This window comes from Arthrobacter sp. SE2 (assembly GCF_058244265.1).
Genome location: NZ_JBZAYA010000007.1, coordinates 168,641 through 193,208 on the forward strand (window position 1 = coordinate 168,641; position 24,568 = coordinate 193,208).

General features: G+C 62.6%; 23 protein-coding genes and 1 riboswitch. Of the genes, 8 read left to right on the plus strand and 15 right to left on the minus strand.

Annotated elements, in window-relative coordinates; genetic code table 11:
• Positions 1-28: 28 nt before the first annotated feature.
• The 4 genes from AC4CS3_RS12055 (at position 29) to AC4CS3_RS12070 (ending at position 4,935) form a co-directional block, all read left to right on the plus strand.
• Complete coding sequence (locus AC4CS3_RS12055; RefSeq protein WP_490783671.1) at positions 29-1,342, plus strand: UDP-glucose dehydrogenase family protein; 1,314 nt, start codon at positions 29-31, stop codon at positions 1,340-1,342.
• A 2-nt stretch (positions 1,343-1,344) separates the two neighbouring features.
• Positions 1,345-3,228, plus strand: a complete 1,884-nt coding sequence (locus AC4CS3_RS12060) for a DUF4012 domain-containing protein (RefSeq protein WP_490783672.1) — start codon at positions 1,345-1,347, stop codon at positions 3,226-3,228.
• 185 nt (positions 3,229-3,413) lie between these two features.
• On the plus strand, positions 3,414-4,022 hold the full coding sequence (locus tag AC4CS3_RS12065; RefSeq protein WP_490783673.1) for an LPXTG cell wall anchor domain-containing protein: 609 nt from the start codon (positions 3,414-3,416) through the stop codon (positions 4,020-4,022).
• A 310-nt stretch (positions 4,023-4,332) separates the two neighbouring features.
• A complete protein-coding gene (locus AC4CS3_RS12070; RefSeq protein WP_490783674.1) occupies positions 4,333-4,935 on the plus strand; it encodes an arsenate reductase/protein-tyrosine-phosphatase family protein in 603 nt (200 codons plus the stop codon).
• On the opposite strand, the gene galU is transcribed toward AC4CS3_RS12070, so the two are convergent.
• A complete protein-coding gene (gene galU, locus AC4CS3_RS12075; RefSeq protein ID WP_490783675.1) occupies positions 4,932-5,822 on the minus strand; it encodes a UTP--glucose-1-phosphate uridylyltransferase GalU in 891 nt (296 codons plus the stop codon). The two genes, AC4CS3_RS12070 and galU, sit on opposite strands and share 4 nt — an antisense overlap.
• Before the next feature lie 523 nt (positions 5,823-6,345).
• Between galU and AC4CS3_RS12080 the strand changes: the two genes are divergently transcribed.
• A complete protein-coding gene (locus AC4CS3_RS12080) occupies positions 6,346-7,041 on the plus strand; it encodes a glycoside hydrolase family 25 domain-containing protein (RefSeq protein WP_490783676.1) in 696 nt (231 codons plus the stop codon).
• A gap of 1,730 nt (positions 7,042-8,771) precedes the next feature.
• Here AC4CS3_RS12080 and AC4CS3_RS12085 read toward each other — a convergent pair.
• From AC4CS3_RS12085 to AC4CS3_RS12095, 3 genes are all read right to left on the minus strand, one after another.
• A complete protein-coding gene (locus AC4CS3_RS12085) occupies positions 8,772-9,254 on the minus strand; it encodes a carboxymuconolactone decarboxylase family protein (protein WP_490783677.1) in 483 nt (160 codons plus the stop codon).
• Between the two features lie 39 nt (positions 9,255-9,293).
• On the minus strand, positions 9,294-10,592 hold the full coding sequence (locus AC4CS3_RS12090) for an LCP family protein (RefSeq protein WP_490783678.1): 1,299 nt from the start codon (positions 10,590-10,592) through the stop codon (positions 9,294-9,296).
• A 156-nt stretch (positions 10,593-10,748) separates the two neighbouring features.
• A complete protein-coding gene (locus tag AC4CS3_RS12095) occupies positions 10,749-12,386 on the minus strand; it encodes an NRAMP family divalent metal transporter (protein ID WP_490783679.1) in 1,638 nt (545 codons plus the stop codon).
• 283 nt (positions 12,387-12,669) lie between these two features.
• Positions 12,670-12,844: riboswitch (M-box (ykoK) riboswitch) on the minus strand.
• Between the two features lie 47 nt (positions 12,845-12,891).
• On the opposite strand from AC4CS3_RS12095, the gene AC4CS3_RS12100 reads away from it, so the two are divergent.
• Entirely contained in the window at positions 12,892-13,251 is a 360-nt protein-coding gene (locus AC4CS3_RS12100) for an ArsR/SmtB family transcription factor (RefSeq protein ID WP_236812542.1), read from the plus strand.
• A 64-nt stretch (positions 13,252-13,315) separates the two neighbouring features.
• Here the strand turns inward: AC4CS3_RS12100 and AC4CS3_RS12105 are convergent, their stop codons facing one another.
• Genes AC4CS3_RS12105 through AC4CS3_RS12115 form a run of 3 tightly spaced genes read right to left on the minus strand, consistent with a single transcriptional unit; the run spans position 13,316 to position 15,722 of the window.
• Complete coding sequence (locus tag AC4CS3_RS12105) at positions 13,316-13,999, minus strand: hypothetical protein (protein WP_490783680.1); 684 nt, start codon at positions 13,997-13,999, stop codon at positions 13,316-13,318.
• Entirely contained in the window at positions 13,996-14,805 is an 810-nt protein-coding gene (locus tag AC4CS3_RS12110) for a DUF2705 family protein (protein ID WP_490783681.1), read from the minus strand. Before AC4CS3_RS12110 ends, AC4CS3_RS12105 begins: the two co-directional genes overlap by 4 nt.
• Positions 14,802-15,722, minus strand: a complete 921-nt coding sequence (locus AC4CS3_RS12115) for an ABC transporter ATP-binding protein (RefSeq protein ID WP_490783682.1) — start codon at positions 15,720-15,722, stop codon at positions 14,802-14,804. The genes AC4CS3_RS12110 and AC4CS3_RS12115 overlap by 4 nt, the downstream gene beginning before the upstream one ends.
• Positions 15,723-15,843: 121 nt before the next feature.
• On the opposite strand from AC4CS3_RS12115, the gene AC4CS3_RS12120 reads away from it, so the two are divergent.
• The gene (locus tag AC4CS3_RS12120) at positions 15,844-16,359 is read left to right on the plus strand and encodes a DUF2127 domain-containing protein (protein ID WP_490783683.1); all 516 of its coding nucleotides are present in this window, start codon (positions 15,844-15,846) and stop codon (positions 16,357-16,359) included.
• Positions 16,360-16,434: 75 nt separating this feature from the next.
• Positions 16,435-17,940, plus strand: coding sequence for an HNH endonuclease (locus AC4CS3_RS12125; RefSeq protein WP_490783684.1), 1,506 nt, complete (start codon positions 16,435-16,437; stop codon positions 17,938-17,940).
• Positions 17,941-17,963: 23 nt separating this feature from the next.
• Here the strand turns inward: AC4CS3_RS12125 and AC4CS3_RS12130 are convergent, their stop codons facing one another.
• The 8 genes from AC4CS3_RS12130 to AC4CS3_RS12165 form a co-directional block, all read right to left on the minus strand.
• Entirely contained in the window at positions 17,964-18,650 is a 687-nt protein-coding gene (locus tag AC4CS3_RS12130; protein WP_490783685.1) for a cation diffusion facilitator family transporter, read from the minus strand.
• 27 nt (positions 18,651-18,677) lie between these two features.
• Positions 18,678-19,457 carry an enoyl-CoA hydratase/isomerase family protein gene (locus AC4CS3_RS12135; protein ID WP_490783686.1) on the minus strand — a complete coding sequence of 260 codons (780 nt, stop codon included), beginning with the start codon at positions 19,455-19,457 and terminating at the stop codon, positions 18,678-18,680.
• A gap of 11 nt (positions 19,458-19,468) precedes the next feature.
• Positions 19,469-20,704, minus strand: a complete 1,236-nt coding sequence (gene paaE, locus AC4CS3_RS12140) for a 1,2-phenylacetyl-CoA epoxidase subunit PaaE (protein WP_490783687.1) — start codon at positions 20,702-20,704, stop codon at positions 19,469-19,471.
• Between the two features lie 10 nt (positions 20,705-20,714).
• Positions 20,715-21,254, minus strand: a complete 540-nt coding sequence (gene paaD / locus AC4CS3_RS12145) for a 1,2-phenylacetyl-CoA epoxidase subunit PaaD (protein WP_490783744.1) — start codon at positions 21,252-21,254, stop codon at positions 20,715-20,717.
• Positions 21,255-21,262: 8 nt separating this feature from the next.
• Positions 21,263-22,201, minus strand: coding sequence for a 1,2-phenylacetyl-CoA epoxidase subunit PaaC (gene paaC, locus AC4CS3_RS12150; RefSeq protein WP_490783688.1), 939 nt, complete (start codon positions 22,199-22,201; stop codon positions 21,263-21,265).
• Entirely contained in the window at positions 22,198-22,515 is a 318-nt protein-coding gene (gene paaB / locus AC4CS3_RS12155) for a 1,2-phenylacetyl-CoA epoxidase subunit PaaB (RefSeq protein WP_490783689.1), read from the minus strand. The genes paaC and paaB overlap by 4 nt, the downstream gene beginning before the upstream one ends.
• Positions 22,512-23,507, minus strand: a complete 996-nt coding sequence (gene paaA / locus AC4CS3_RS12160; protein WP_490783690.1) for a 1,2-phenylacetyl-CoA epoxidase subunit PaaA — start codon at positions 23,505-23,507, stop codon at positions 22,512-22,514. Before paaA ends, paaB begins: the two co-directional genes overlap by 4 nt.
• A 513-nt stretch (positions 23,508-24,020) precedes the next feature.
• Positions 24,021-24,413: a hypothetical protein gene (locus AC4CS3_RS12165; protein ID WP_490783691.1), complete on the minus strand. Its 393-nt coding sequence runs from the start codon at positions 24,411-24,413 to the stop codon at positions 24,021-24,023.
• Between the last annotated feature and the right edge of the window lie 155 nt (positions 24,414-24,568).

Below are 24,568 nucleotides of genomic sequence, written 5' to 3' on the forward strand. Positions count from 1 at the left end.
GGAACGACCCTCTGGGGAAGGCAACACAATGCGAATTTCAGTCATCGGCTGCGGCTACCTCGGTGCCGTCCACGCTGCCTGCATGGCCAAGCTTGGCCACGAGGTGGTCGGCATCGACGTGGACGAGCGGAAGATCAGCACGCTGTCCGCTGCCCGTGCCCCGTTCTTCGAACCCGGTTTGGATGAACTCCTTCGAGACGTCCAGGAGACGGGACGGCTGTCCTTCACCACAGACATGTCCGCAGCAGCAGGTAGCGCTGTCCACTTCATCTGCGTGGGGACACCCCAGAAGAAAGGCGAAAACGGCGCCGACCTTCGCTATGTTGATGCAGCTGTGGAGGCGCTCCTCCCCCACATTCGGCCCGGCGACATTGTGGTCGGAAAATCTACCGTCCCGGTGGGAACCGCCTCCCGCCTAGGTGACCTCCTCACCGAGAGTGAACCAGGGACACACCTCGTGTGGAATCCCGAATTCCTGCGCGAAGGTCATGCAGTCCAGGACACCCTCTCACCGGACCGTTTGGTGTACGGCGTCGCCGACGGCTCGGAAGATCACGCGGCCGTTTCTGTTTTGGACCAGGTCTATGCCGTTCCGCTCTCCACGGGAACCCCGCGTCTGGTGACCGATCACCCCACTGCCGAGCTGGTCAAGGCGGCTGCCAACTCGTTCTTGGCAACCAAAATTTCATTCATCAATGCCATGGCCGAGGTTTGTGAAGCGGCAGGCGCGGACGTCACCCGGCTCGCAGATGCCATCGGACTGGATGACAGGATCGGCCGCAAATTCCTCAACGCGGGCATTGGGTTTGGCGGTGGATGCCTCCCCAAGGACATCCGGGCCTTCATGGCAAGGGCCGGCGAACTGGGTGCTGATCAGGCCTTGACCTTCCTGCGAGAAGTGGATTCCATCAACATGCGACGCCGCACGCGCGTTGTTGAGCTCACGCGCGAACTTTGCGGAGGAAGCCTGCTGGGACACCGCATCACGGTCCTCGGTGCCGCCTTCAAGCCCGAGAGCGACGACGTCCGCGACTCGCCAGCGCTTAGTATCGCCGCGCAACTTCAACTCCAGGGCGCAGTGGTCACCGTGACCGACCCGAAGGCCCTGGAAAACGCGGAAAAACGGTTCCCGGAACTGCAGTATGAACCGGACCTGGAAACGGCGATGGCTGGAGCCGATACCCTCCTCCTGCTCACCGAATGGCAGCAATACAAAGACCTTGACCCCTTCGAGGTGAGCAGCGGCGTCGCCGGCCTCCGGATCCTGGACGGACGAAACGTCTTGGACTCAGCGAAATGGCGTGCCGCCGGTTGGCACTACCGCGGACTCGGAAGGCCTTAAGAGTGACTGATACCCAACAATCCGAAACCATCTCGGAGGAACCCGAACTACGCAGGGGAGAGCGAAGCTCCGTTCCAAGCAAGCGTCGCCGTCGGTTGCTGACGGCTGGAGTTTGCCTTGTGGTCTTCGCCGTGATCGCCGGAGCCGCCGCCCTATGGCTTGTTGCCAAGGCCTCGACCATCAAGTCAGAACTTGAAGCATCGACCCAATTGGTTCCCAAACTCAAAGAAAGCGTTCTCAAGAACCATCCGGCCGATGCGTCCTCTCTTGTCGACGAACTACGGCACCACACTGCCGCTGCTCGGGACGCCGCCGCTGACCCCCTCTGGTCAGTCGCCTCGGCGATTCCCTGGTTGGGCGCCAACTTCTCCGCGACAGCTGAAATTGCCCGATCAGCGGACGATGTGGCCACTCTTGGCGTCGCGCCCTTGGCGAAGGTCTATGACTCGCTGAACTGGGACAAGCTGATGCCAAGCGCGAGCGGCACGGACCTTGACCCAATCCGCAGAGCTGCCCCCGCCGTCGCGTCCGCAGCACACGCCGTGCGTGTCTCGGCCGAACGGCTGGACGGGATCGACGCCGGCAGCCTGCTCCCCCAGGTCGCTGGACCTTTGACACAGGCCAGGCAACAGCTTGGCTCTGTTGTTAATGAACTGGACACTGCCTCCGACGTCGCGGGCCTAGCACCTGGGATGTTGGGCTCCGACAAACCCCGGCACTACCTGCTCCTTGTCCAGAACAATGCCGAGGCCCGGGCCAGTGGCGGCATTCCCGGCGCCCTGGCAGTGCTGACAGCAGACAAAGGCAAACTCAGCCTCGCCTCCCAGACCAGCGCCCACGATCTTGGTGCGTTCACGCCGCCTGTGGATGTTGACCCGGAGCAAGAGCGTATCTATAGCAATCGCCTGGGCACCTTTATGCAGGACGTAAATTTCACTCCAGACTTCCCAACCGCCGCCACCACCGCATTGAAGATGTGGGAACAGAAGAAGGGTGAGCGCCTTGACGGTGCCGTCTCGATCGATCCCGTAGCCCTTAGCTACATCCTCGACGCCACAGGACCGGTCACTCTGCAAGACCCGCAGTTGCAAGCACTAACCGCAGGGAAGCTGCCGAACCAGCTCACCGGTCAGAACGTAGTCAAGACCCTACTTTCCGACTCCTACGCACAACTGGGTAATCAGAAGCTTCAGGACATCTACTTTGGCTCTGTGGCCAAAGAAATCTTCAGTGCGCTCTCCTCCGGCAAGGGCACAGCGAGTACCCTTCTGGCTGGCGTAGGGAAGGGAGCAGGCGAGCACCGGATTCTTCTCTGGTCCGCGGACAGCAGCGAACAGTCCACTCTCGGGAAATACCCGTTAAGCGGATCCATCTCAGGACCCAGTGTGCCAGCTGCCCAATTCGGCGCCTACTTCAACGACGGCACTGGCGCCAAAATGGACTACTACGTGAAGCGCACCGTCCAGCTAGTAACACAGTGCCCCGCCGATGGCTACGGAACCGTCAAGGTTCGGATCACCAGCACCAACACCGCTCCAGCTGATGCGGCCACCTCCTTGCCTGCCTACGTGACCGGGGGCGGTGCTTACGGAGTGCCTCCCGGTACGGCCCAAAGCAATGTGATCGCCTACGGGCCCGCCCAGTCCCAAGTGGTAACGGCTGCCCAAGATGGGAACAAAGTCCCCTTCGGCGCACAGCAACACGACAATAGGCCCGTTGCAACCCTTTCAGTGCGGCTGGCACCTGGACAAAGCAGCACCGTGGAGTTCACCTTCGGAAAAATCGTGCAGCACAACCAACCCGAAGTGGTAGTGACACCAACCGTCGAATCCGTTGACAAGGTGGTTCTCCCTACCAAATCGGAAACATGCGGCGCCGCAGGATAGACGGCACGTTAACCCTTTGTAACGAGTTTGGATTTACTTTGCAGTAAGCACCCTTAGGATGGTAACTTCTCTCTTGGGTAGGTCTCAGATTTCAGTTCACGTGTTCGTGGTGGATGAAATCACGTCAACACAATGAATTGCGTAGCAGGTCTCAAGTACGTACCAAGGTCTCAGGGGGACTAAAATTGAAGAAATCACTTGCAGCGATCGCGCTTGCGGGCAGCATCGCACTTGCCGCTTCGGCTCCAGCAATGGCCGTTGATTACCCGGCGCCGGCACCGGGCACCGTCTCAGGTTCCATCGTTACACCCGGCGCAACCATCACCTTCTCGGGCACCGGCTTCAAGCCCGGCGAAACCATCCGCATCACCATCGTCATCACAGCACCCGGCAAGCCGCAGGGCGCAGCAGCACCCGGCGCAGGTGCTGCAGTCATGGCAGTTGGCGGCTCGCTTTCGCTCGCTCCGACCGACGTGACCGCAGTGGCCGACGCCAACGGCGCTTTCGCCGTGCCGGTCACGCTCACCGAAGCAGGCACCTATCAGCTGACTGCCGTTGGTGCGAGCTCCGGACACACTGTCACGGCAACCGTCGTTGCGGCCGCACCGGCCGCTTTGGCAAACACGGGTGGAGCAGCACTGGCCAACACCGGTGGTGTCGGCCTGGCTAACACCGGCGTCGACTCCAGCCTGATTCTTTGGGGCTTGGTTGGCGCTGGCGCACTCGTAGCCGGCACGACTTCTGTAGTGGTGGCCCGCCGCCGCGCAAAGAACGAAACCGCAGCAACAGCCTAAACGCTAAACAAAAGGAGGGGTTGTTTCCGGTGATCCGGAAACAACCCCTCCTTGTTTGCGCATACGGTAATTTATGAACATGGGGAGACATTGGCGACGCCGCATGCGGCTGAGCTTCAGGGTGGAGTTGCCAGCGATTCCACGAATTCCAAGTGCGGCCTGGCCGATCATTTTTCTGATCCTGCTGGCCGCGGTTTCCTTCAGCGTGGCTGCCTTCGCCCTGCTACGGCACACGTGATAATGACTCTCGTGTTAACTTGTAAAACACAGGTGTCACGCGCGCCTGCCAGCCAGTGAAAGAGCTATACCTTTGGAATCGCCCCACCCCATTCGGATACTGACCGTTTGCACCGGAAACATCTGCCGCTCCCCCGTAGCCGAACGTTTGCTTCAGGCAGGCCTGGACCAGGTTCTCCCCGGCGGCTTTGAAGTCCGCAGCGCCGGCACCCGTGCCATGGTCGGCAGCCCCGTCCAGCCGCTCTCGGCGGACATCATCCGCACGTACGGCGGCACCCCCGATTACTTTGCCGCGCGCCAGCTCACCTCAAAGATCCTGAGGGAAGCGGACCTGGTACTCACTATGGCATCCCACCATCGCGGGGAAGTTCTGCAGCTGGACGCCTCCCTGCTCAAACGGACGTTTACCATCCGCGAGTTCGCGCGGATGGTAACGGCGCTTGAAGAACGAGGCGACGCGTCGCCGTCGGGCTCTGACTACACCCAACTATGGCGAGAACTGCCGGCACGGGCATCCTCCGTGCGTCACCTCGTCCTGGCGGCGAAATCTTCGGACAATGACGTCGCCGACCCCTACAAACAGGGCGCCGAGGCGTACCTGCGGATGGAAGATGAGCTGGCTCCGGCCATCCTCAGGATTCTGCGCTACGCGCGGCTAAGCATGCAGCCGTCTTAACCGAGAAATTCCTTCATCCAGGTTTTGAGGTCTTCACCGAATTCGGCCCGCTCTGACGCCAACGTGATGACGGCCTTCAAGTAGCTAAGCTTGTCCCCGGTATCGTAGCGACGTCCGCGGAAGACGACCCCGTAAACGCCGGCGCCTTCGCCTTCGCCCTTGGCGAGGGTCTGAAGGGCGTCGGTCAGCTGGATCTCGCCACCGCGCCCGGGCCCGGTCTCTTCGAGGACATCGAACACAGCCGGGTGCAGCACGTATCGCCCGATGACGGCCAAGTTTGACGGCGCTTCTTCAACGGAAGGCTTCTCCACAAGGCTGTTGACCCGGACGTAATCCTCCCCCACGATGGGCGTGATATCGGCGCAGCCGTACGCGCTGATCTGCGACGGCTCCACTTCGATGAGGGCAATCACCGAGCCGCCGGTCTTCGCTTGAACGTCGATCATGGTTGACAGAAGCTGATCCCGCTCGTCAATCAGGTCGTCCCCCAAAAGCACGGCAAACGGTTCATCACCTACGTGCTGCTTGGCGCACAGCACGGCATGACCCAAGCCCTTCGGTTCGCCCTGCCGCACATAGTGGATAGGCCCAAGCCCGGAGGCATGCTGCACGGCGTCCAAACGGGCTTCGTCGCCTTTCAGCTCCAAAGTACGTTCGAGATCCGGTGCACGGTCGAAATGGTCTTCCAGCGAGCGCTTGTTGCGGCCCGTGATCATCAGCAAGTCGCTAAGCCCTGCCCTCACAGCCTCCTCAACCACATACTGGATGGCCGGCTCATCTACCACCGGCAACATTTCCTTCGGCATCGCCTTGGTGGCAGGCAAGAAGCGCGTGCCCAATCCGGCGGCCGGAATAACTGCTTTACGAACTGATCTCCCCATAGACATAGGGCAAATCCTACGAATGGATTTTCAAAAACGCTAATCCCTGATGCAAGATTTCGGCGTGTCCGGGCAAGAAGTCCTCAGCTGCGGGCCTTGTGCACCGGGTCATGCTTGGACTCCGAAGTCGATTACGGAAATCCGCTGACAGTTGCTGGACGCCCGGAGTAGTCTTGCGCACAAGTGTCCAGCCGAGACGCAGAAGGCCAGACGGCCCGAGACTGAGCCAAGACCTGAGATCGGGGGGAACTTGGACGGACAGCAGTGGATCTGGGTTGCAGCGGTGCTAATGAGTGCTGCACTGGTAGCCCTCGTTATGGCCTTCGGACGCCGGTGACAATCCCAGGGTGACCGCAAGCGGTGCGCGAAATATCTGCGCGGATGCTTGCCGCCCATGGGAACCCGGGCATAGCCTAGGTGTTCGCATCACATCAGATGCAGGACGCATTGTCGTCTAGCCGGGGCTGGGGCCGGAACCTGCGCAACATCATCGCGTCGGACTCATCCGTGCCTGCGCTAGGAGCACCCCTTGAACATCAGGACCATTGCCAGAAACGCCATCGCCGCCGTAACAGCCCTATTGATCCTCCTCGGCCTTGCTTTTGCCCCCGCCGCAAATGCGGCGGACCCCTCGGTCAAAGTCCTCGATACTGCAAACACCATCACGGACCCCAACTGGTTCGTGAAGGCCTATCAGGCCGGATTCCGGCTGTATGTCATGCACTCCACCGCATGGGGAACCTGCAACACTTGGTCCCGGACCCAGACCCAGCTGAAAATGGCCCTCGACGCGGGTCTGAAAATCGCTGTATACACGAGGGACCCCAACTGCTGGCAAGGCGGGATCAACGCGGCCGGACCCTACGCGTCCCAGCTCCAGTTCTTTGCTCTTGACGCCGAAACGGGCGGACCTCAAATTACGCGCGCTATGGTCGACGGGGTTAAGGGCATGGGTGTTCGGCCCGTGATCTACTCAGGGTCCGGGATGTGGCCGCAGCTGATGAACAACACCACAGCGTTCTCGGACGTCCCGCTTTGGGACACAAACACGCACAACATCAACTACAACAAGTGGACGGCCAACTACCTCTCCCCGACGCCGGTCCAATACGGTGGCTGGAATACGCCAACCACGATGCGCATCGGCGTCCAGCAGAAATTCAACCAAAGCCTCAACGGGGTCGTAGTTGACCTGGACTCCTTCAACGCGACCTTTCTGAACTGAAAGGGAACAGCGGACAGCAGTGTTCGCACGCCTACTGATCGCACGCCTACACTTCGCACGCTTCACGACGATGAACGGGCCTAGCGCACCGGGTGCTCGCTCAGGATGGACAGGCGGTTGAAGGCGTTGATGCCGGATGCACGCCATGCACAGCACGCTGATCTGCTCCTCGGCACGCCAGCTGGTTACCCACGCTCCCGGGCGAAGCACGCTTACTCACAGTGAGCAGTCTGCCTACCACTCAATATGCCCCGGTTTGGCACTCAATTAGTCAGATTTGGCACTCAATTCTGCGGTATCCACCCCCAAAGGTGGAAACGACTGGTTAGCCTTGGTCAATCGCCGAGTGAAAGCAGGGGTCAATTCATGGCAGCAAACAGAATCTTCATGATACCGATGTTGGCGGCTACTGTGTGCTTCGCATTCGCAGCGGTCGGAGGGAGCTTCGCGGTGGTCGGTTGGATAGGCGGACTACTGATGATTGGGGCAGCCCTGTTCCTACGTACCCGTGAGTGGAAATCGGAAAGACAGGATAACTCAAATGAAGATCGTGCGTAGCTCTCAAGTTTTGCTGGCTGCCACCCACCGAGTAGCGTGGCAAGCCCTTCACGCGACCCAGATCCTTCGTCCCAGCAGTCAATGGGGAGGTATCGTCCCCCTAGTTGCCGAGGTGGGCCATATTCTTGCCATGCGGAGATATGCCCGTCCATGCAACGCGAAGATGGGTGCCTAGTGAGATCTGAGACCGACGACAACCTAGTGAAATGGCAAGCACGACTTGATGATTCCGCGAAAGTCAAAGGCATCGTCCCTGCGGGCTTCGAGTCATACTTGCGCATGCTTCATAGGGCTCACAGCACATCCGTACCGGGCCCAGGCATTGAACCCGAACCACAAGTCACTTGGACAGAGGTGGCTTCCTCGCGAGGGCTGAAGTTGGAGCCTGGGACAATTTGGGCCGACTTGTCAGGGGTCTACGGAGAACCAGTGACAGTGTCCGGAGTAGGTACAGTGTTCCCGCCCGAAGAGGGGCGACTCGATTCCAGAGGATTCAGCGCGCTCGCGGACGTGCTAGTGGCTTCGACGGCCGGCGAGTTCCTCGCTGCCTTCTGGGCAGGGTGGGAACCGCTCCTGGAAGATCGGTCTTCGGGGAAAGCCATCCGAAAGGGACAAACGGTTTCTATCCAAGGCAACCAATATCTTCTCTACAATTTCACCTCAAGCGACCTTGCCGGGGCGGCATTCATGGCGTGTCCTCAATTCGGTTGGATAGCTGGAAATGGAATCACGCCGAGTTATCTCTGGCCTCGAGACGAAACCTGGTTCCTCGCTACCAACGTCGACTTGGACTCCAGCATCCTCGCCGGTCCCTCGCGCCTCGTGGCAAAAGTGAAGGCGCTACCGGCTCTGGAGAGTATCCCGGTCCATATTTCCACCGACCTTACCTCGTCATTTCGGCAAGCGGACTGACGAGGGACGAGGGTGGCACTCACATCCGAAAGGTGGCCCGATGGCCAACAAGATTCCGAATCCTTGGATAAGCGCTTCGTTCTTTGCCTATGCAATCCTTTTCGCGTCTTCGCAACCCTTTGTCTGGTGGCGGGCTGTCGCATCAGTTCTGTTCCTGGGCCTCGGATGCTGGGGACTTTACCTGTGGCGGCACAGTAGGCGGAAGAATTCAAGCACCGAGCCTCCACCAGGCTGAGCGGAATCGTGCGACTTCGCACGCTTCACGACGATGAACGGGCCTTGCGCACCGGGTGTTCGCTCAGGATGGACAGGCGGTTGAAGGCGTTGATACCGATGCACGCCATGCACAGCACGCTGATCTGTTCCTCGGTGTAGACCTTCCGCGCACGGGAAAACAACTCGGCGGTGGGACGGGCTGTGCTCATCCGCGTGATCTGTTCGGCAAGCTCAAGCGCCACCTGTTCGGCCTCGTCGAAGAGCCCCACCTCGCCATGCACGGACACCAGGGAAAGCCGCTGCTCAGTCTCCCCGTAGCCGATGGCCCTACGGTGATGCAGATCCAGGCAAAAGGCGCAGCCGTTGATCTGCGAAGCCCGGTAGTTCAACAACTCCAGTGTGCGGCGCGGGATCCCGGTCCTGTCAGCCTCCGCAGTGACCTGACCCGCGTAGTCGGACAGGGCCTGATAAAGTCCGGGCTGCTGCTTGTCCAGATAGCCTGCGAGCTTCGGGGTATTTTCACTCATTCGCAGAGCCTATCGGAGTGAGCTACCTAGACGGCTGCGCTATTTCACGCAGGCGATGGCACCGCCCTGGAGCGCCCCGGTGGAATCCGCGTAGACGTTGCTTGCGGGTGCCGACGGAGTGGCTGGCGCTTGGGCTGCGGATTCCGAGGCGGGTGGCGCTTCAGGGGCGGGTGCCGCAGGCGAGGCAGCCGCCGTCGTCGGGGTCGCCGTCGTCGTCGGTGCGGGAGCCGGCGGGACCGGGGTGAGGAGTTCCTTCACGGTTGCCTGCACCTGGTTGATGTCGACAGTGTTGATGGACGCGCCATCCGGGGACCAGCCGAAGCCTGTGATCGGCAGTGTGGAGAAGGAGATGTTGCCCCCGGTCAGGGACGTCGCCTGCTGGGCAAGCTGGATCAGGTTCAATTCCGAATCCACCACGATGTTCTTGCTCACCGCATCCAGGACACCCTGCATTTTCCCGATGTCCGTGAAGGTGCCGGCGTCTTTGAGCTGGTGGGAGACCGAGGCGATGAACGCCTGCTGCCGGCGTTCGCGGTCCAGGTCCGAGAAGAGGTACGTCGGATCGGTGGTGTCCCGGCGCTGCCGCACGAAAGCCATTGCCTGCTTGGCATCGATCTGCTGCATGCCCGCTTTGAAGTCGGCCCCGGAGAAGGTGTCCTGGGTTGCCCGGTTGACGCACACTGTGATGGGTGCGATCGCTTGGGCCGTCTGATAGAACGCGGCCATGGTGACTTCGAGGAAGTGGTCAATGTGGACGCTGCCCAGGAACTTGGTCACGGTAGCTATTTCGGCTTTGCGCCCGGCGTCGCGCGCCGCCAGGTAGGTGGTGTCGTCGTCGGGCTTTCCCGCACTGATCAAGGAGGTCTTCTCCGCCGCGAAACCGTAGCCGTACGCCTCTTTGATTTTCGCTTTGAAGGGGCCGCTCCCGGGTATGCCGTCCACCTGGACGTAGTCATCCCGGGGAATCGAGATTCCCGTGGCTTTGGAACCGTCCGCCGGGATATGGATGAGCATCAGGACGTTGGAGTTGTAGCCGCCGATATTCTCATCCCCCGCGTGCAAGGCGTCATACATCTCGGGCGGAAGAGGCTTGCCCTTCTCATCAACTCTTGTATCGAGACCCATGACCAGGATGTTCGTGTCCTGACTCAGCTTCGGCACCGCCTGGGGCAGCGTTTTCAGATCCTTGAGGACATCCGAGCGGTGGACGTTGTTGTTCACCGCAACCGCCGTCGCGCCCACATAGGTGACCGCGACGGCGGCCGCCAGGGCCACGGTTGCGGCGACCGCCGTCGCCGAGATCAGGATGACGGACTTGCGCCGCGACTTACGCCGCATATGGCGGGGACCTTGAGAGCTTGTGTGGTGCCCATCATTCATGAAATTCTCCTGTCCCCGCCGCGGTTGGCGTGGTGGCTGGGACCGCGGCGCGACCAGCGGGTAAGCAGATTGTAATCGGCCATCCGCGTAATGGCCTCGATGACGCGGAAACCATCAGGCGCCAAGAGCTAGCTGGACCACCCGGACGATAACCAGGATCATCGCGATCAGCAGGTACGTTCGCAGAACCGTCAGGCCGATCCGGTGCCCAGTGGACAGTTTGGGGGCGGTGAGCAGGGCAATCGGGGGCATGCGCCAGGTCGGCCGCTGCGAGCGGTCGATCGCGTCGGGGCTCGGCGCTGCGGGATGGATTCCGCGGTAGACCAGGAACACAACTCCCGCGACGGCGGAGACGGCAGCGCCTCCGATGAGGATGCCCAGGATGGCCTCGGAGCCCATGTCCGGGAACAACACCCCGGCGGTCAGGACCAAGGAAAGGATCACAAGGACCGCGATCACCGCCGAGGTGAAGACGTTCATGAACCGCCCGTTCACCCAAGGGCCCAGGACTTGCTTGTCATTGCACAGCAGCAGCAGGAACACCGTGGCCGAGGGAAGCAGAACCCCGGCCAGCACCTGGACCCCGACCGTGAGCAAACCCAAAGGGCTGCCCGGGATCAGGACCACAATGGCCGAGAGGAGCAGGACTCCGGCGAATACGGCGTAGAAGCCTTTGGCGTCGGAGACTTTCCGGTGCAGGGAGTGCTTGAGCCCCAAAACGTCACCGAGCGCATAAGAGGTGGAAAGCCCGACGGCGGCGGCCCCGATGATCGAGGCATCGATCAGTGCCAGGGCAAACAAGACACCGGCAACCTTTCCGACGTGCTGTTCCAGGCCGACGGCGACACCGCCTGCGTCTGTGAAGTTGCCGAACTCCGGGGTGCCGGCAAAGGTCGCCGCCGTGAAGGAAATGATCGCGGCGGCCCCCACGATGACGATGGTGATTCCCAGCCAGAGATCCGCCTTCTCGTACTTCAGGAAGCGCGGAGTGATGCGCTTGTCGATGATGTACGACTGCTGGAAGAACAGCTGCCACGGCGCCACGGTGGTTCCGACGATCCCGATGATCAGCAACGTCACCGTGGACAGGTCCGCGCCTGTGGGCATCCCGGGCACGACGAAGTCGTGGACGACTTGTCCGACGTCGGGATGGACCATGAAGATGATCGGCACCAGCAGTAGGGACCCGGCCACCAAAGTCAGGCAGACGCGCTCGAAGCGCTTGAAGGAGCCGGTGCTCGCGGCGCCCACGATCACCGCGGTGGCAAGGAGAATTCCCGGGATCTTCGGGATTCCGAGGTAGTCCAGGCCCAGGCTGATGCCGATGAACTCGGTGACGATGGTCAGGGCGTTGAGGATGAACAGATCGATGACGCTGAACGCGCCCCAGAACTTGCCGAACCGCTCAAGGATCAGGCGGGCATGTCCCACGCCGGAGACAACCCCCAGGCGCAGCACCATTTCCTGGTTCACGTACAACACGGGAACCAGCAGCAGCAGCGTCCAAAGGAGCGACGTTCCATAGTTCTGTCCGGCCTCGGTGTAGGTGCCGAACGCACCGGCGTCGTTGTCGCCGACCATGACGATCAGCCCGGGTCCGATGATCGCCAGCAGGGTCTTCAGGCGTGCTTTGATGCCCGAGCGCGGCTTTTCGTCATTGACGCGGATGGTGCCGAACGCACCTTTGATGTCACCGATGTGGGCTGTGTCCAGAGCTGCGGAGGGCGCTAGCAGGGTCTTGGTTTCGGTCATGATGTACCGGCCTTCTGCCCGGAAACGGGCACAAAAAAGTCATGGATAAGCCTCACCGGGCTACGTGGCATGGGTGGGCGTTGTTGAGTGAATGTGGGCACGTTCGTGCCGCGTGGATCAGGCTCCGGCGTACCGGACCGAATCAGCGCAAAGTTTCAGGAGGCTGAAGCGAAATCCGAAAAACGGGACGGGAGACTGGGTTTATGACCATCGTTCATGATGGAACCGTCACCTCCTGCTGCTGTTGGACGCGCCGCGGGGAGGGCGGGCATAGAAACCCGCACATGCCCCTCCTCGTAAGACCTTTGGCACTTCGCGGCGTGAACCCGGACTATGTCCAGGAGCCAATCGGGACCACCCCTTAATGCCGGGGCGGCCTGTCCTGACCCGGGGCGTCTCTCGACGTTGGGGGTCGCTGGCATGTTTCCGCGAAGGAGCCTCAGCTAACGAACGGCACCTTGCTCAATATATATACCTCATTTTATCCGTATGAAACAATATAAGCATGGATGCAGATAACGCTGTGTGCGGCCGGGAGCCAGACAGCCAGTACGTCGAACTAGCCGTCGAGGTGTTTGCGATGCTCGCCGACGCCACCCGGGTCCGCATCATTCTTGCACTGCGCGACGGCGAATTGCCCGTCAACCAGCTGGCGGAACTGGTCCACAAATCCCAGGCAGCAGTCTCCCAACATCTGGCCAAATTGCGCCTCGGGCGCGTTGTCACCACAAGGCAAGCCGGAACCCGCGTGTACTACCGCCTCGCGAACGAGCATGTCCGCCAACTCGTTACCGATGCGATCTTCCAGGCCGAACACTCCCTTGACGGAACACCCCGCCACCACCACGCCGACATCACTGACTAGGTGCGAGCCGGACGCCCGCATGTGCGAGCCACACCGCCGTCGTGATTTAGCCCTTCCTCCCCGGCTAGCGGCGCTTGAGCAGCACCGCGATCGCGGTCCCGATGCACACTGCGACGGCGAGGACCCCAGGGCCGGTCACGGCCTGACCACGCCATCCCTCCCACGGTGCGGCAGTCGGCAGAAGCAACACCGCAGCGATCGCGGCCAGCACGAGCACGGCAATGTTGACCGCAAGGCGCATCCGGCGTCCCGACGGCTCCGGCTTCGCGCGCTTCTGCGGGTCGGTGCGACGCCGCCAGTCCTCGGCTATTAGCGGCGGTACCCGCCTCACGTATGCGAAGACGTGCACAGCGAGGGTGGCGAGCCAGATTAGGAAGCTGACAACGTGCACCCGGATGAGGATCTCGGGGGCAGGCCCGGTGATGGCCAAGGCGATGCCGCTGCCGATGAGCGCGAGCGTCGAGGCGACAAGTATCGGTGCAATCACGCGCAGAAGCAGCCGGGGCGGACCCTTGCGGCGGTAGTCGGGATCCCATGAGTAGTAGCGAATGAATCGCCACCCTGTGCTGGCCGTCTTGGCCACGACAGGGCCGGCCAGGAGGACACCAACGAAGAAGTGCGCCACGATCAGGTTGCCCAGGGTCGGAACAGTGGCGATCTCGGCCACCGACAGCACGAGCACTACGGCCCCTGTCAGTGCGGTCAGGCGCTCGTTGCCGACGACGCCGGAGCGTGCTCTTTCTGTCACGCCTTGATGTCCTGGCGTGGGAACACGACGGCGCTCGCCACAACGAAGGCGACAATCCACAAGAGCGCTGCTCCGAGGGCCTCCGGATAACTTTGGAGAGGCGTCGGGCCAACTAGGGGCACGGTGGTCCCCACGATGGTGTTGAACACCCGGCCCGGGAACCACTGGCTGACCTGCGGCAAAACCACTGCGATGATGCCTTCGACCACCAGGATGTACGCCAGTGCAATTCCGACGGCGGCCGCGACCGAACGCGTGAGCACGGCGATGACCATGCCCAGTGCGCTCACCCCGATGAGGCAAAGCACCTCATTGCCCAAGAACGCCAAAAAGACCTGCAGCCCGTCCGGAGACGTCCAGGCATCCGTCCGAATCCCCTGTCCTTGGGCAACCACAAGGATGAATGTGCCGCTGATGAGCAGGGTGAGCAGCATCGAGAGCAGCACAAAAAGTACCAGCGCCAGCACTTTGCCCGCCAACCACCGCAGGCGTCGCGGCTCACAGACCAACAGGTTGCGCAGCGTCCCTTGGGACCATTCCGCGGCGAGATTGGCTGTCACCATCACCAGCGCGATGGCAATGATCACGGATCGGGCCTGGCCAATGATCGAGACCAATCCCTGAGGTGTGGGGAACGCGGCAATCAGGCCGGTCATCTCACGGCCGGTGGCTCCGGATGCGATCTGGTGGAACGTCAGATAAGCGATAAAGGTGCTCACCACCAGCATCGCCCCCGCGACCGCCAAAACACTCCAGCGGCGGAACTTGAGCAATTCGCTGCGAAACGCACGGATCACGGAAATCATGAGCGGTCTCCTTTCAGCAAAGCCAGGAACAGCTGCTCGAGGCTGGCTTCCCTTACTCGGATGGTCAGGTCCGGTGCGCCGGCTTCCCTGGCCTGCCGGTTCAAGGTTTCGGCAAAACCGGCAGAACAGGCGATGCGCAAGAGCTGATCCTCCCTCGTGACCGCATAGCCGGCCTCGCCCGCGATCCGGGCCACCAGATCCAACTGGACTCTGTCCTGCGCTTCGACCACTACCTCGACGCGTTGGGCCAACAGCTCCCGGGCCGGCCCGCAGAACAGGGCCTTCCCCTGATTGAGCATGATCAGCCAGTCGGTGAGCTGTTCCAACTCACCGAGCAAGTGACTGCTGAGCAGGATGGTTTTCCCCTGGCCGGCCAAACGGCGCAGCATCTCGCGCATCTCGATGATGCCTAGGGGATCAAGGCCATTGGCTGGCTCGTCGAGAATGAGCAGCTCCGGATCGGGCAGCAGGGCCATCGCCACCCCAAGTCGCTGCTTCATGCCCAGCGAATAGGTTCCGACGCGATCACGCGCCCGATCGGAGAGTCCCACCACTTCCAGCAGTTCGCTCACGCGGGAGCGGGGATGGCCACCAAGGCGGGCGAGCACCTCCAGATTGGTCTGCCCGGAAAGGCCCGGATAGAACGCGGGCGCTTCGACCAATGCCCCGACGCGCGGCAGATAGCGCTCGAATTCAGCGAGAGAGTGGCCCAGCACAGTAGCGCTGCCTGCATCAGGCCGCACCAGCCCCAGGAGCAGGCGAAGGGTGGTCGTCTTGCCTGCCCCATTGGGACCGATAAAGCCCGCGATGGCTCCCGCAGGCACGCGCATGGTCAGGCCGTCGACGGCGGTATGCCTGCCAAAGTGCTTGTTCAGGCCATGCGTTTCAATTGCGAGAACTCCTGCGGGATCAGGCATGGTCTACGTCCGTGCGGTTCATGGAAATAATTCCTTTCCGGGAATGGACGTTCCCGCGCAGTGAGGTCCCGCAGTGTCCACATAAGAAAGAATGTATCTTGAGGTAGCGGAGGGAAGTGTGATGGAAACGAAACCGGCTGAAACAACCCTGCTCGACCGGACATTTCGCGTGAGCCTCATCCTGAAGGGCCTGGACGGCGTCCTGGAACTGATCGGCGGCATCCTCCTCTTAGTGGTCACGCCGAAACAAATCGGAGATCTGGTCCGGTTCCTCACCCAGCACGAACTCGCCCAGGATCCGCACGACTTCCTGGCGAACAGCTTGGTGCACCTGAGCTCCAACCTCTCAGGTTCGGCCACGCTGTTCGGCGCGATCTACCTACTGCTCCACGGGCTGGTCAAAATCGTCCTGGTCTGGGCCGTCCTGAAGGACAAGCTCTGGGCCTACCCGTGGATGATCGCGTTCCTGCTGGTCTTCATCCTTTACCAGGGCTATCGGATCGCCGTGGCCTTCTCCTGGGGCCTTGTCCTCCTGACGGCCTTCGACATCTTCATCGTCTGGATCACCGGGCGTGAGTACCGGCTGCACCGGGCGCGGAATCAAGAGTCCTCCGCCACGTCGCGGCCGGCCGACTAGGGCACCGGCTCGCTTTTTTGAGCGGAAGGGGTCCTTCGGCCTATTAATGTCAGACCCCTCTGGAATGCTTTGGTTATGGCCGGGAACCGGGGAACACAGCTGATCGGATCAGGCGCGCCGTCCGGCGACGCTGGTTCGGGAGCTGCGATGCCGCGCTGGGTGCAGGACATGATCGACACCGTGAGATCGCTCCGGCCGGGTGCCGGCGGCACCGAACTTGCGGACAGTGCTGAACTGATAAGCCAGTTGCGCGGCCTTGAGGATTTGAAGTCCGCGGCCGCCGCTGCGCAGGCCCGGATCGCGGTCGCATTCGATGCCGCACAGCGCAGCGCCGACGCGGCGGCGGGTGTACCGGCCGACGAACAGGGACGCGGGGTCGCCGCGCAGGTGGCCCTGGCCCGGCGGGAATCCCCCGCCCGCGGATCCCGGCTCCACGGACTCGCGAAAGCCCTCGTCACCGAAATGCCGCACACCCTCGCCGCCCTCGACACAGGACAACTGAACGAATGGCGGGCGACCCTGCTGGTGAAGGAAACAGCCTGCCTGAGTGCCGAAGACCGCTGCGCCGTGGACGAGGAACTCGCCGCCGACACCGGAGTCTTCGACGGCGCCGGAGACAAGGCCATCATCGCGGCGGCCAGGAACGCGGCCTACCGGCGGGACCCCCGCTCCGTCACCCAGCGTGCCAGCCACGCGTCGGCCGAACGACACGTCAGCCTGCGCCCGGCCCCGGACACCATGACCTACCTGACCGCCCTGCTTCCCGTCGCCCAGGGCGTCGCCGTGCACACGGCCCTGACCCGGCACGCCGACACCCTCCGCTCCTCCGGGGAGACCCGGACCCGCGGACAGATCATGGCCGACACCCTCGTCGAACGCACCACCGGCACCCCCGCAGGCATCACCGGGGTGGAAGTCCAGCTCGTCATGACCGACCGCACCCTCTTCCAGGGCGATGCCGAGCCAGCCCGGCTCCCCGGCTACGGCATCGTCCCCGCCGGCTGGGCAAGGACACTGCTCACCGGGAACCAAGGCCAAGCCGAAGCCGGCCAGGGAGGGAACGAGCACGGCGCTCCCGGCCAACCCAGCCAGGCCCAGGACCTCAAGGTCTGGCTCCGTCGCCTCTTCACCACCCCCGGGACCGGAGACCTCGTCGGCACAGACTCCAGGGCGCGGCTCTTCCCGGCCGGTTTGCGACGCTTCATCCAGGCCCGCGACGACACCTGCCGGACACCCTACTGCGACGCGCCCATCCGGCACTTCGACCACATCATCCCCTGGCACGACGGCGGACCCACCAGCCTGGCCAACGGGGCAGGCTTGTGCGAAGCCTGCAACCACACCAAAGAACTCACCGGCTGGACAGCACGAACCAGGTCAGCAACAACAGGCCCCGGGACACGGCATGCCCTCGACATCCGCACCCCCACCGGACATACCTACCGATCCACAGCCCCGCCCCTGCCAGGAACCCACGAGCCAGAAATTGAACCCGCGCGTTCCAGGCACCACCGGCGGCGACTACGCCACCAAGCCAAGGCGCTGAAATACGCCCATCTCACGGAACTCCAGGCCGCTTGAATCGTGACCGGACCCTGGGACGCTCACGGGAGAGTGGCACTGCGCCGATGAGCGAGCAGAGCCTGGAAGATTTCGATGAGCAAGCGGACCGCGTGGTATCCCACCACCACGGCAATGATCGCCGCGACAACAGGATCAAGCCAGTAAAGGCCCTTCGTCACGTAGATGACGGCACCGGCCATTGCGACCCCGGCGGCGGCCGCGGCATCGCCGGCGGTATCAAGAAGGACGGCACGCATGTTCAGATCGCCGCCCGCTTTGTTGTCGCTGTCATCGTTGTCGCCGTCACCGTTGTCGCCGTCACCGTTGTCGCCGTCTCCGCCGAGGATGAGGGCACCCACAAACATCACCACGGCCGCAATCCCGCTGACAATGAGGACCGGCAGCCCGTGAACCTCACTGGTCCCTGTGAAGAGTCGTTCGGCCGCGCCCACCAGAATCGCGACGCTCAAGACGAGCAGCCAGCCGGCATTGACACCTGCGGCCCATGTGGTGGCCATCGGATATCCCTGCGGACGCTGAGGAGTCGGGGGCAGCTTGGACACCCGGACAGCCAACAACGACACCCCAATGGCGGCAGCATCGGCCAGGTAGTCCGCGCCCTCGGCAAGCACGCCCAGCGAGTTCGCCGAGATTCCCACAACAACCAGCCCTGCCACGAGCACCAGGTTCAAAATCAGGACGACGCTCAGCCGACGGGTACGAGTCACCTCTTCAGCGTAACCATCGGGAACCTGCTACCCCTTGAAGACCGGTGCCCGCTTCTCCTGGAATGCCCGGAATCCCTCGGCGTAGTCCTCGGTCTTGCAGAGCCGCGCCTGCTCGTCGTTCTCTTCGGACATGGCGGCCCACAAGCCCAGGCGCTGATCCCGTATATCGGCCACCAACTGCTTGCTCGCAAGGAAAGCTCCGGTCGCGCCCGCCGCGACCCGTTCAACGATGGCCCGAGTGCCAGGCAGCAAATCGTCGTCAAGCATGACCCGGCTGAACATGCCCTGCGCCACGGCCTCGGCGCCGCTGATCAGGTCCGCGGTGTAGATGAGGTCGAGGGTCCGGTGCATGCCGAGGCGCTCCGTGAAGTACCAGTGCCCGCCCGAGTCCAAAGTGGCGCCCAGCTTGGCGAACGGCGAACCGAATTTGGCGTTCTCCGCCACGTAGACCACATCCGTAGCCAGCAACAAGCCGAGCCCGACGCCGAGGCACGCGCCGTGCGCTGCCGCGAAGGTCGGGGCGGGGAAGGCTGCCATCTTCTTGAGCAGCGGCTCCACGAGCCCGTTCAAGTACGCCTTTGCATCGTCGCTCTCCGGCGTCACACCGGCAATGTCGCGTCCCGCGCAAAAGGCGCGGCCCTCTCCGCGGATGAGCAGCGCCCGCACCATTCCGCGGGAGGCGGCGGCAGCGGCGTCGTCGTACGCTCTATCCAGTTCCGCAAGCGCCGCCTCGTCGAGCGAGTTCAGCTTTTCCGGGGCATTGAGGACAATTTCGGCGATGCCGTTGGCGATGGAGAGCTCGATCATTCGTTTATTCCTTAGACGTCGAAATCGACCGTGACGGATTCACTCGTGGGGTGGGACTGGCAGGTCAGCACGTAGCCCTTGTCCAACTCATCCTGCTCCAACGCGTAGTTCTCGTCCATGCTGACCGTCCCAGAGACCAGTTTGGCGCGGCACGTGCCGCACACGCCACCGGCGCACGCGAACGGAACGTCCGGGCGGACCCGCAACGCCGCGTTGAGGATGGATTCCCGCGCGTGGGTGGGGCTGGCGACATCGCCGGTCAAACCATCCAGCTTGAAGGTGATCTTGAAGGTGTCCTTCGACTCGTCCTCCACAACGGGCCGGCCGGCGTTGCCCTCGGGGCGGTCCGGGCGGCCAGTGGTGAAGAGCTCGAAGCGGACGTGCTCAGGCTCCACGCCGCGGGCGGCAAGGGTATCCCGGCACAGCTGGACCAGCTCGAACGGACCGCACAGGAACCATTCGTCCACGTCCTGCGCGTGGATGGCGGTGCCCAGCAGCTGCTGCAGCTTCTCGGCGTCGATGCGTCCAGTCATGAGCGGCGCAATGCGCTGCTCGCGCGACAACACGTGGTGCAGCGCCAAGCGCGAAGGGTACTTGTCCTTCAGGTCCGCCAATTCCTCGAGGAACATGACGTCCATCGCGGCCTTGTTGGCGTAGATCAGGTCGAAGCGGGTCTCCGGGTTCGCGGCCAGCAGGGTGCGGGCGATCGCGATCACCGGTGTGATGCCCGAGCCGGCGGCGATGGCCACGAAGGAACCGGCGTCGCCGAACTCCCCTGCCATGTTCTCCGGATTGTTCATGGAGTTCATGACATTCTGCTGGACAGTCTTGCCGTCCTTGCCATGCTTGGAAATGAACGCGCCCATGGGGCTCATGACGTCCAGGGTATCGCCGGCCTTGAGTTCCGCGTTCGCCCACGTCGAGAAGATGCCGCCCAGGTCCTTCTTGATGGCCACCCGGATCTCGCTGCTGCCGTCCGCGAAGCTGCGTGGCTCTGCGCAGATGGAATAGCTGCGGCGGACTTCGTGCGGCTCGCCGCTCTCGTCCGGGAGCGTGGTCCGCAGAGCCACGTACTGGCCGGGAAGGTAGTCATACTGGCCGGCGAGCTCAGCCGGAACATCGAACGTGACCTCGATGGCGTCTTCAGTCAGGCGGCGGACTTCCGAAACGCTGAGGGAATGAAAAGACGCACGACGGCGGCCGGTGGCCTGCGCTTGTTCGGCTGCGGTCTGGCGGACAACGGGCATGTCGGATTCCTTACAGGACTTTGAAGTAGTCGAACGGTTCCTTGCAGTCCTGGCAGACGAAGAGCGCCTTGCAGGATGTGGAACCAAAGCGGGTGAGTTCCTTGGTGTTCAGCGAAGAACACTGGGGGCATTTCACGGCGAGGTTGAGCCGCACCGGGCCGGAGTGGCCGCCGGCTGCTGCCCTGCCACTTGGAGGTGCGATGCCGTATTCCTGCAGCTTGGCCTTGCCGTGCTCGGTCATCCAGTCGGTGGTCCAGGCCGGGGCCAGGACGAGTTCGACGTAGACGCTCGGGTATCCCTCTTTGTGGAACGCGCTCTTGAGGTCGTCGCGGATCGCGTCCATCGCGGGGCAGCCCGAGTACGTCGGCGTAATGGTGACCTGGACCGCGGGGACCAGGCCGCCGTCGTCGAACAGCGCCACGTTGCGAAGGATCCCCAGATCCTCGATGGTGAGGACCGGAATCTCCGGATCGCACACCGTGGCCGCAATCCCCCAGGCCTTCTGCTCGGCGGTTTGCTTGGCCTGTGTTGGTGTTTCTTGAAGGAACATGTCCACCGTCACCAGCTTGCACCGGGATGTTCGCGGGCCAGCACCTGCATCTCGGCGAGCAGGTAGCCCAAGTGCTCGGAATGCTTGCCCTGGCGGCCGCCACCCAAGGATTGCGGGATTCGTTCGAGGTTCAGATCCTCATCGAGGCCGGCTTCGCTCAGGATTTCGCCCGTGAGCTGGTCGAAGTCCGCGCGGAGGCTGGAGGGCTGTACGCCTGCTCCGCTTTCAGCGAGGCGTGCCGTGAGCTCGTCGTCTTCGAAGAGTTCTTCCACGTACGGCCAGACGAGCTTGAAAGCCTGGACCATACGACGGCGGGACTCTTCCGTGCCGCCGGCAAGCCTGAGGACCCATTGGGCGCTGTGGTCGCGGTGGTAGTCGACCTCTTTGAGGGCCTTCGCCGCGATGGCTGCGATGGTGGCATCCGCGGATCCGGTCAGCCGCTTGTAGAGCTCGAACTGGTAATAGCTCACGATGAACTGCCGGGCGATGGTGACGGCGAAGTTCCCGTTGGGCTGCTCGAACAGGTGGGCGGAACGGAACTCGTGCTCACGGCGGAAGTACGCCAGATCGTCCTCGGACTTGTCCCACGCCGCGCCGGCGTAGGTGAGGAATGAGCGGGCGTGGCCGAGCTGGTCGAGCGCGATGTTGCCCAGGGCGACGTCCTCTTCGAGCTCCGGGGCGCGGGAGATCCAGTGACCCAGGCGCTGGGCCAGGATCAGGCCGTCGTCACCGATGCGCAAGGCGTATTCCGCGACGTCCTCGCTTGGCTTGACTTGTCCCTTGCGGATCTCGAGGGCGATGTCCTCGGGGCGCAGGGCGTTCCCGGGGGTGATGCGGGTGGCGCTTGCGGAACCGTCTCCGGATGCACCTGCTCCCTTGACGCCGACGGAGATATCGCCGTGGCCCTCGATGGCGAAGTCCGGGTTGCTTATTTCTGGCGTGCTCACAGGTGCTTCACGCCTTCGCTCTTGGTGTAATACGTCGCGTGGCGGTAGTCCTTGCCCTGCGGGGACTCGAAGAAGGAACCCTTGGAATCCGGGTCGCTTGAGGAAATAGCATCGGCCGGAACCACCCAGATGGACACGCCTTCGTTGCGGCGCGTGTACAGGTCGCGGGCGTTGCGCAGCGCCATCGCCGCGTCGGGTGCGTGCAAGGATCCGGCGTGGACGTGGGACAGGCCGCGGCTGGAGCGGACGAAGACTTCCCAAAGGCTCCAGGGGGTTTCGTGGGGTTCGTTGGCTGTCGAGTCGTTGGGGGTCATGCTGCGTATTCCTTCTCTGCTTGCTTGCGGGCGTACTCGGCGGCCGCTTCGCGGACCCAGGCGCCGTCGTCGTGCGCTTCACGGCGGCGCTCAAGCCGCTGCGCGTTGCAGGGACCCTTTCCGGCGAGAACGTTTTTGAACTCGTTCCAGTCCAAGGGGCCGTGTTCCCATTTCTTGGTTTCTTCGTTGAAACGGACGTCCTTGTCCGGGAGCGTGAGGCCCAGGACCTTGACCTGCTCCACCATCATGCCGACAAAGCGGCTGCGGAGCTCATCGTTGCTGAACCGCTTGATGTTCCAGGCCATGGACTGCTTGGAGTTGGGGGAATCGTCGTCGGGCGGGCCGAACATCATCAGCGCCGGCGCATACCAGCGGTTGACCGCGTCCTGGGCCATCGCCTTCTGGGCAGGGGTGCCGTTGGACAGTTCAAGGAGGATCTCGAAACCCTGGCGCTGATGGAACGACTCTTCCTTGCAGATGCGCACCATTGCGCGTCCGTAGGGGCCGTAGGAAGCGCGGCACAGGGGAACCTGGTTGCAGATCGCGGCACCGTCGACGAGCCAGCCGATCGCTCCCATGTCCGCCCAGGAAATCGCGGGGTAGTTGAAGATGGACGAGTACCGGGCCTTCCCAGCGATCAAGTCGCTGGTCATCTTGTCCCTGCTTTGGCCGAGGGTTTCCGCGGCCGAGTAGAGGTACAGGCCGTGGCCTGCCTCGTCCTGCACCTTCGCCATGAGGATGGCCTTGCGCTTGAGGCTCGGAGCCCGGGAAATCCAGTTGGCTTCCGGCTGCATGCCGATGATCTCCGAGTGCGCGTGCTGCGAGATCTGGCGGAGCAGGGTCTTGCGGTAAGCCTCCGGCATCCAGTCGCGGGGTTCGATGCGCGAGTCCTCGGAGATGATGCGGTCAAAGTACGCCTGACCGGCCTGTTCCCGCTCAAGCTCTTCGGGGGACAGCTCAGCGGGCACAGACTGCAGATTCTGCGATGCCATGGTTGCTCCTAAATATTTACCGACCGTTCGTTCAGAATATGCGGAAGGCGCGAGATGCGTCAAGCGTTCAGGTTGGTGAGGCTGGGTCTACACAACGCTCGCTCAGATATAAGGCGCTCTCCCCCGACGCGCGCTCACATATATGGCCAAACGCCGAAACGCCCGCTCAGATCATGTGATCGAGCGTTCGCCGAAAACGCCCCAAAGGTGAGCGAGCGTTCGCCGAACGCCCCAAAGGTGAGCGGGCGTCGGCGAAAACGCCCCAAAGGTGAGCGAGCGTCGGGCCGGAAGGGCTTGTTTGTGAGCGCGCGTCTGAGGGGGGAACGGCACAAAGGCGAGACGACGGCGAAACGGGACTGCCGCCGTCGGGCGCTAAGAGACTGTGCCCGGCACATCGACCGAAACGCTCGCTCAGATATAAGGCCAAACGCCGAAACGCCCGCTCAGATCATGTGAGCGAGCGTCGGGCCGGAAGGGCTTGTTTGTGAGCGAGCGTCGGGCGGGGCGTGGCACTCAGGCCGACGCCGACACCGGGACGAAGGTGGGTCGCGGTGTCAGTTGCTTCCGCGCCCAGCGGGCAAGCTTCTTGCCTTTGCCCTTCCACCAGTTGTCCTCGTCCTTGTCTTGGTGCCAGCGGAAGATGATCATCACAATCACGAAAACGCCCATGGCCACGTCCGCCCAATTCCATTGGATTGCCTTGGCGAGCACACTGACGCCCATGACAAGAATCGACGGCACCGCCAGGGTCTTGAAGATGGTGTTGGCGACATAACGGCGATGCGACCGCGGCACGGACACGGCGCGGACCATGTCGAAACACACGCATACCACCACCATTGCCTGGCCCAAGTCCATCAGAATGAGCCCGGGCAGTGACCCGGCGAACATGGAAGCGGATTCCATCCCCGCGCTCAACGGACTGCCCCCGTCGCTATCGGACGCGGATAGGACACAACAGGATTGCAGGAAACACACATACGGATAACCCCCAGAGACCAGGAACTGCATTGAGACCAACTGCGTTCCATTCAATCCGTTGGCTCCAGGGCCGGTCACGA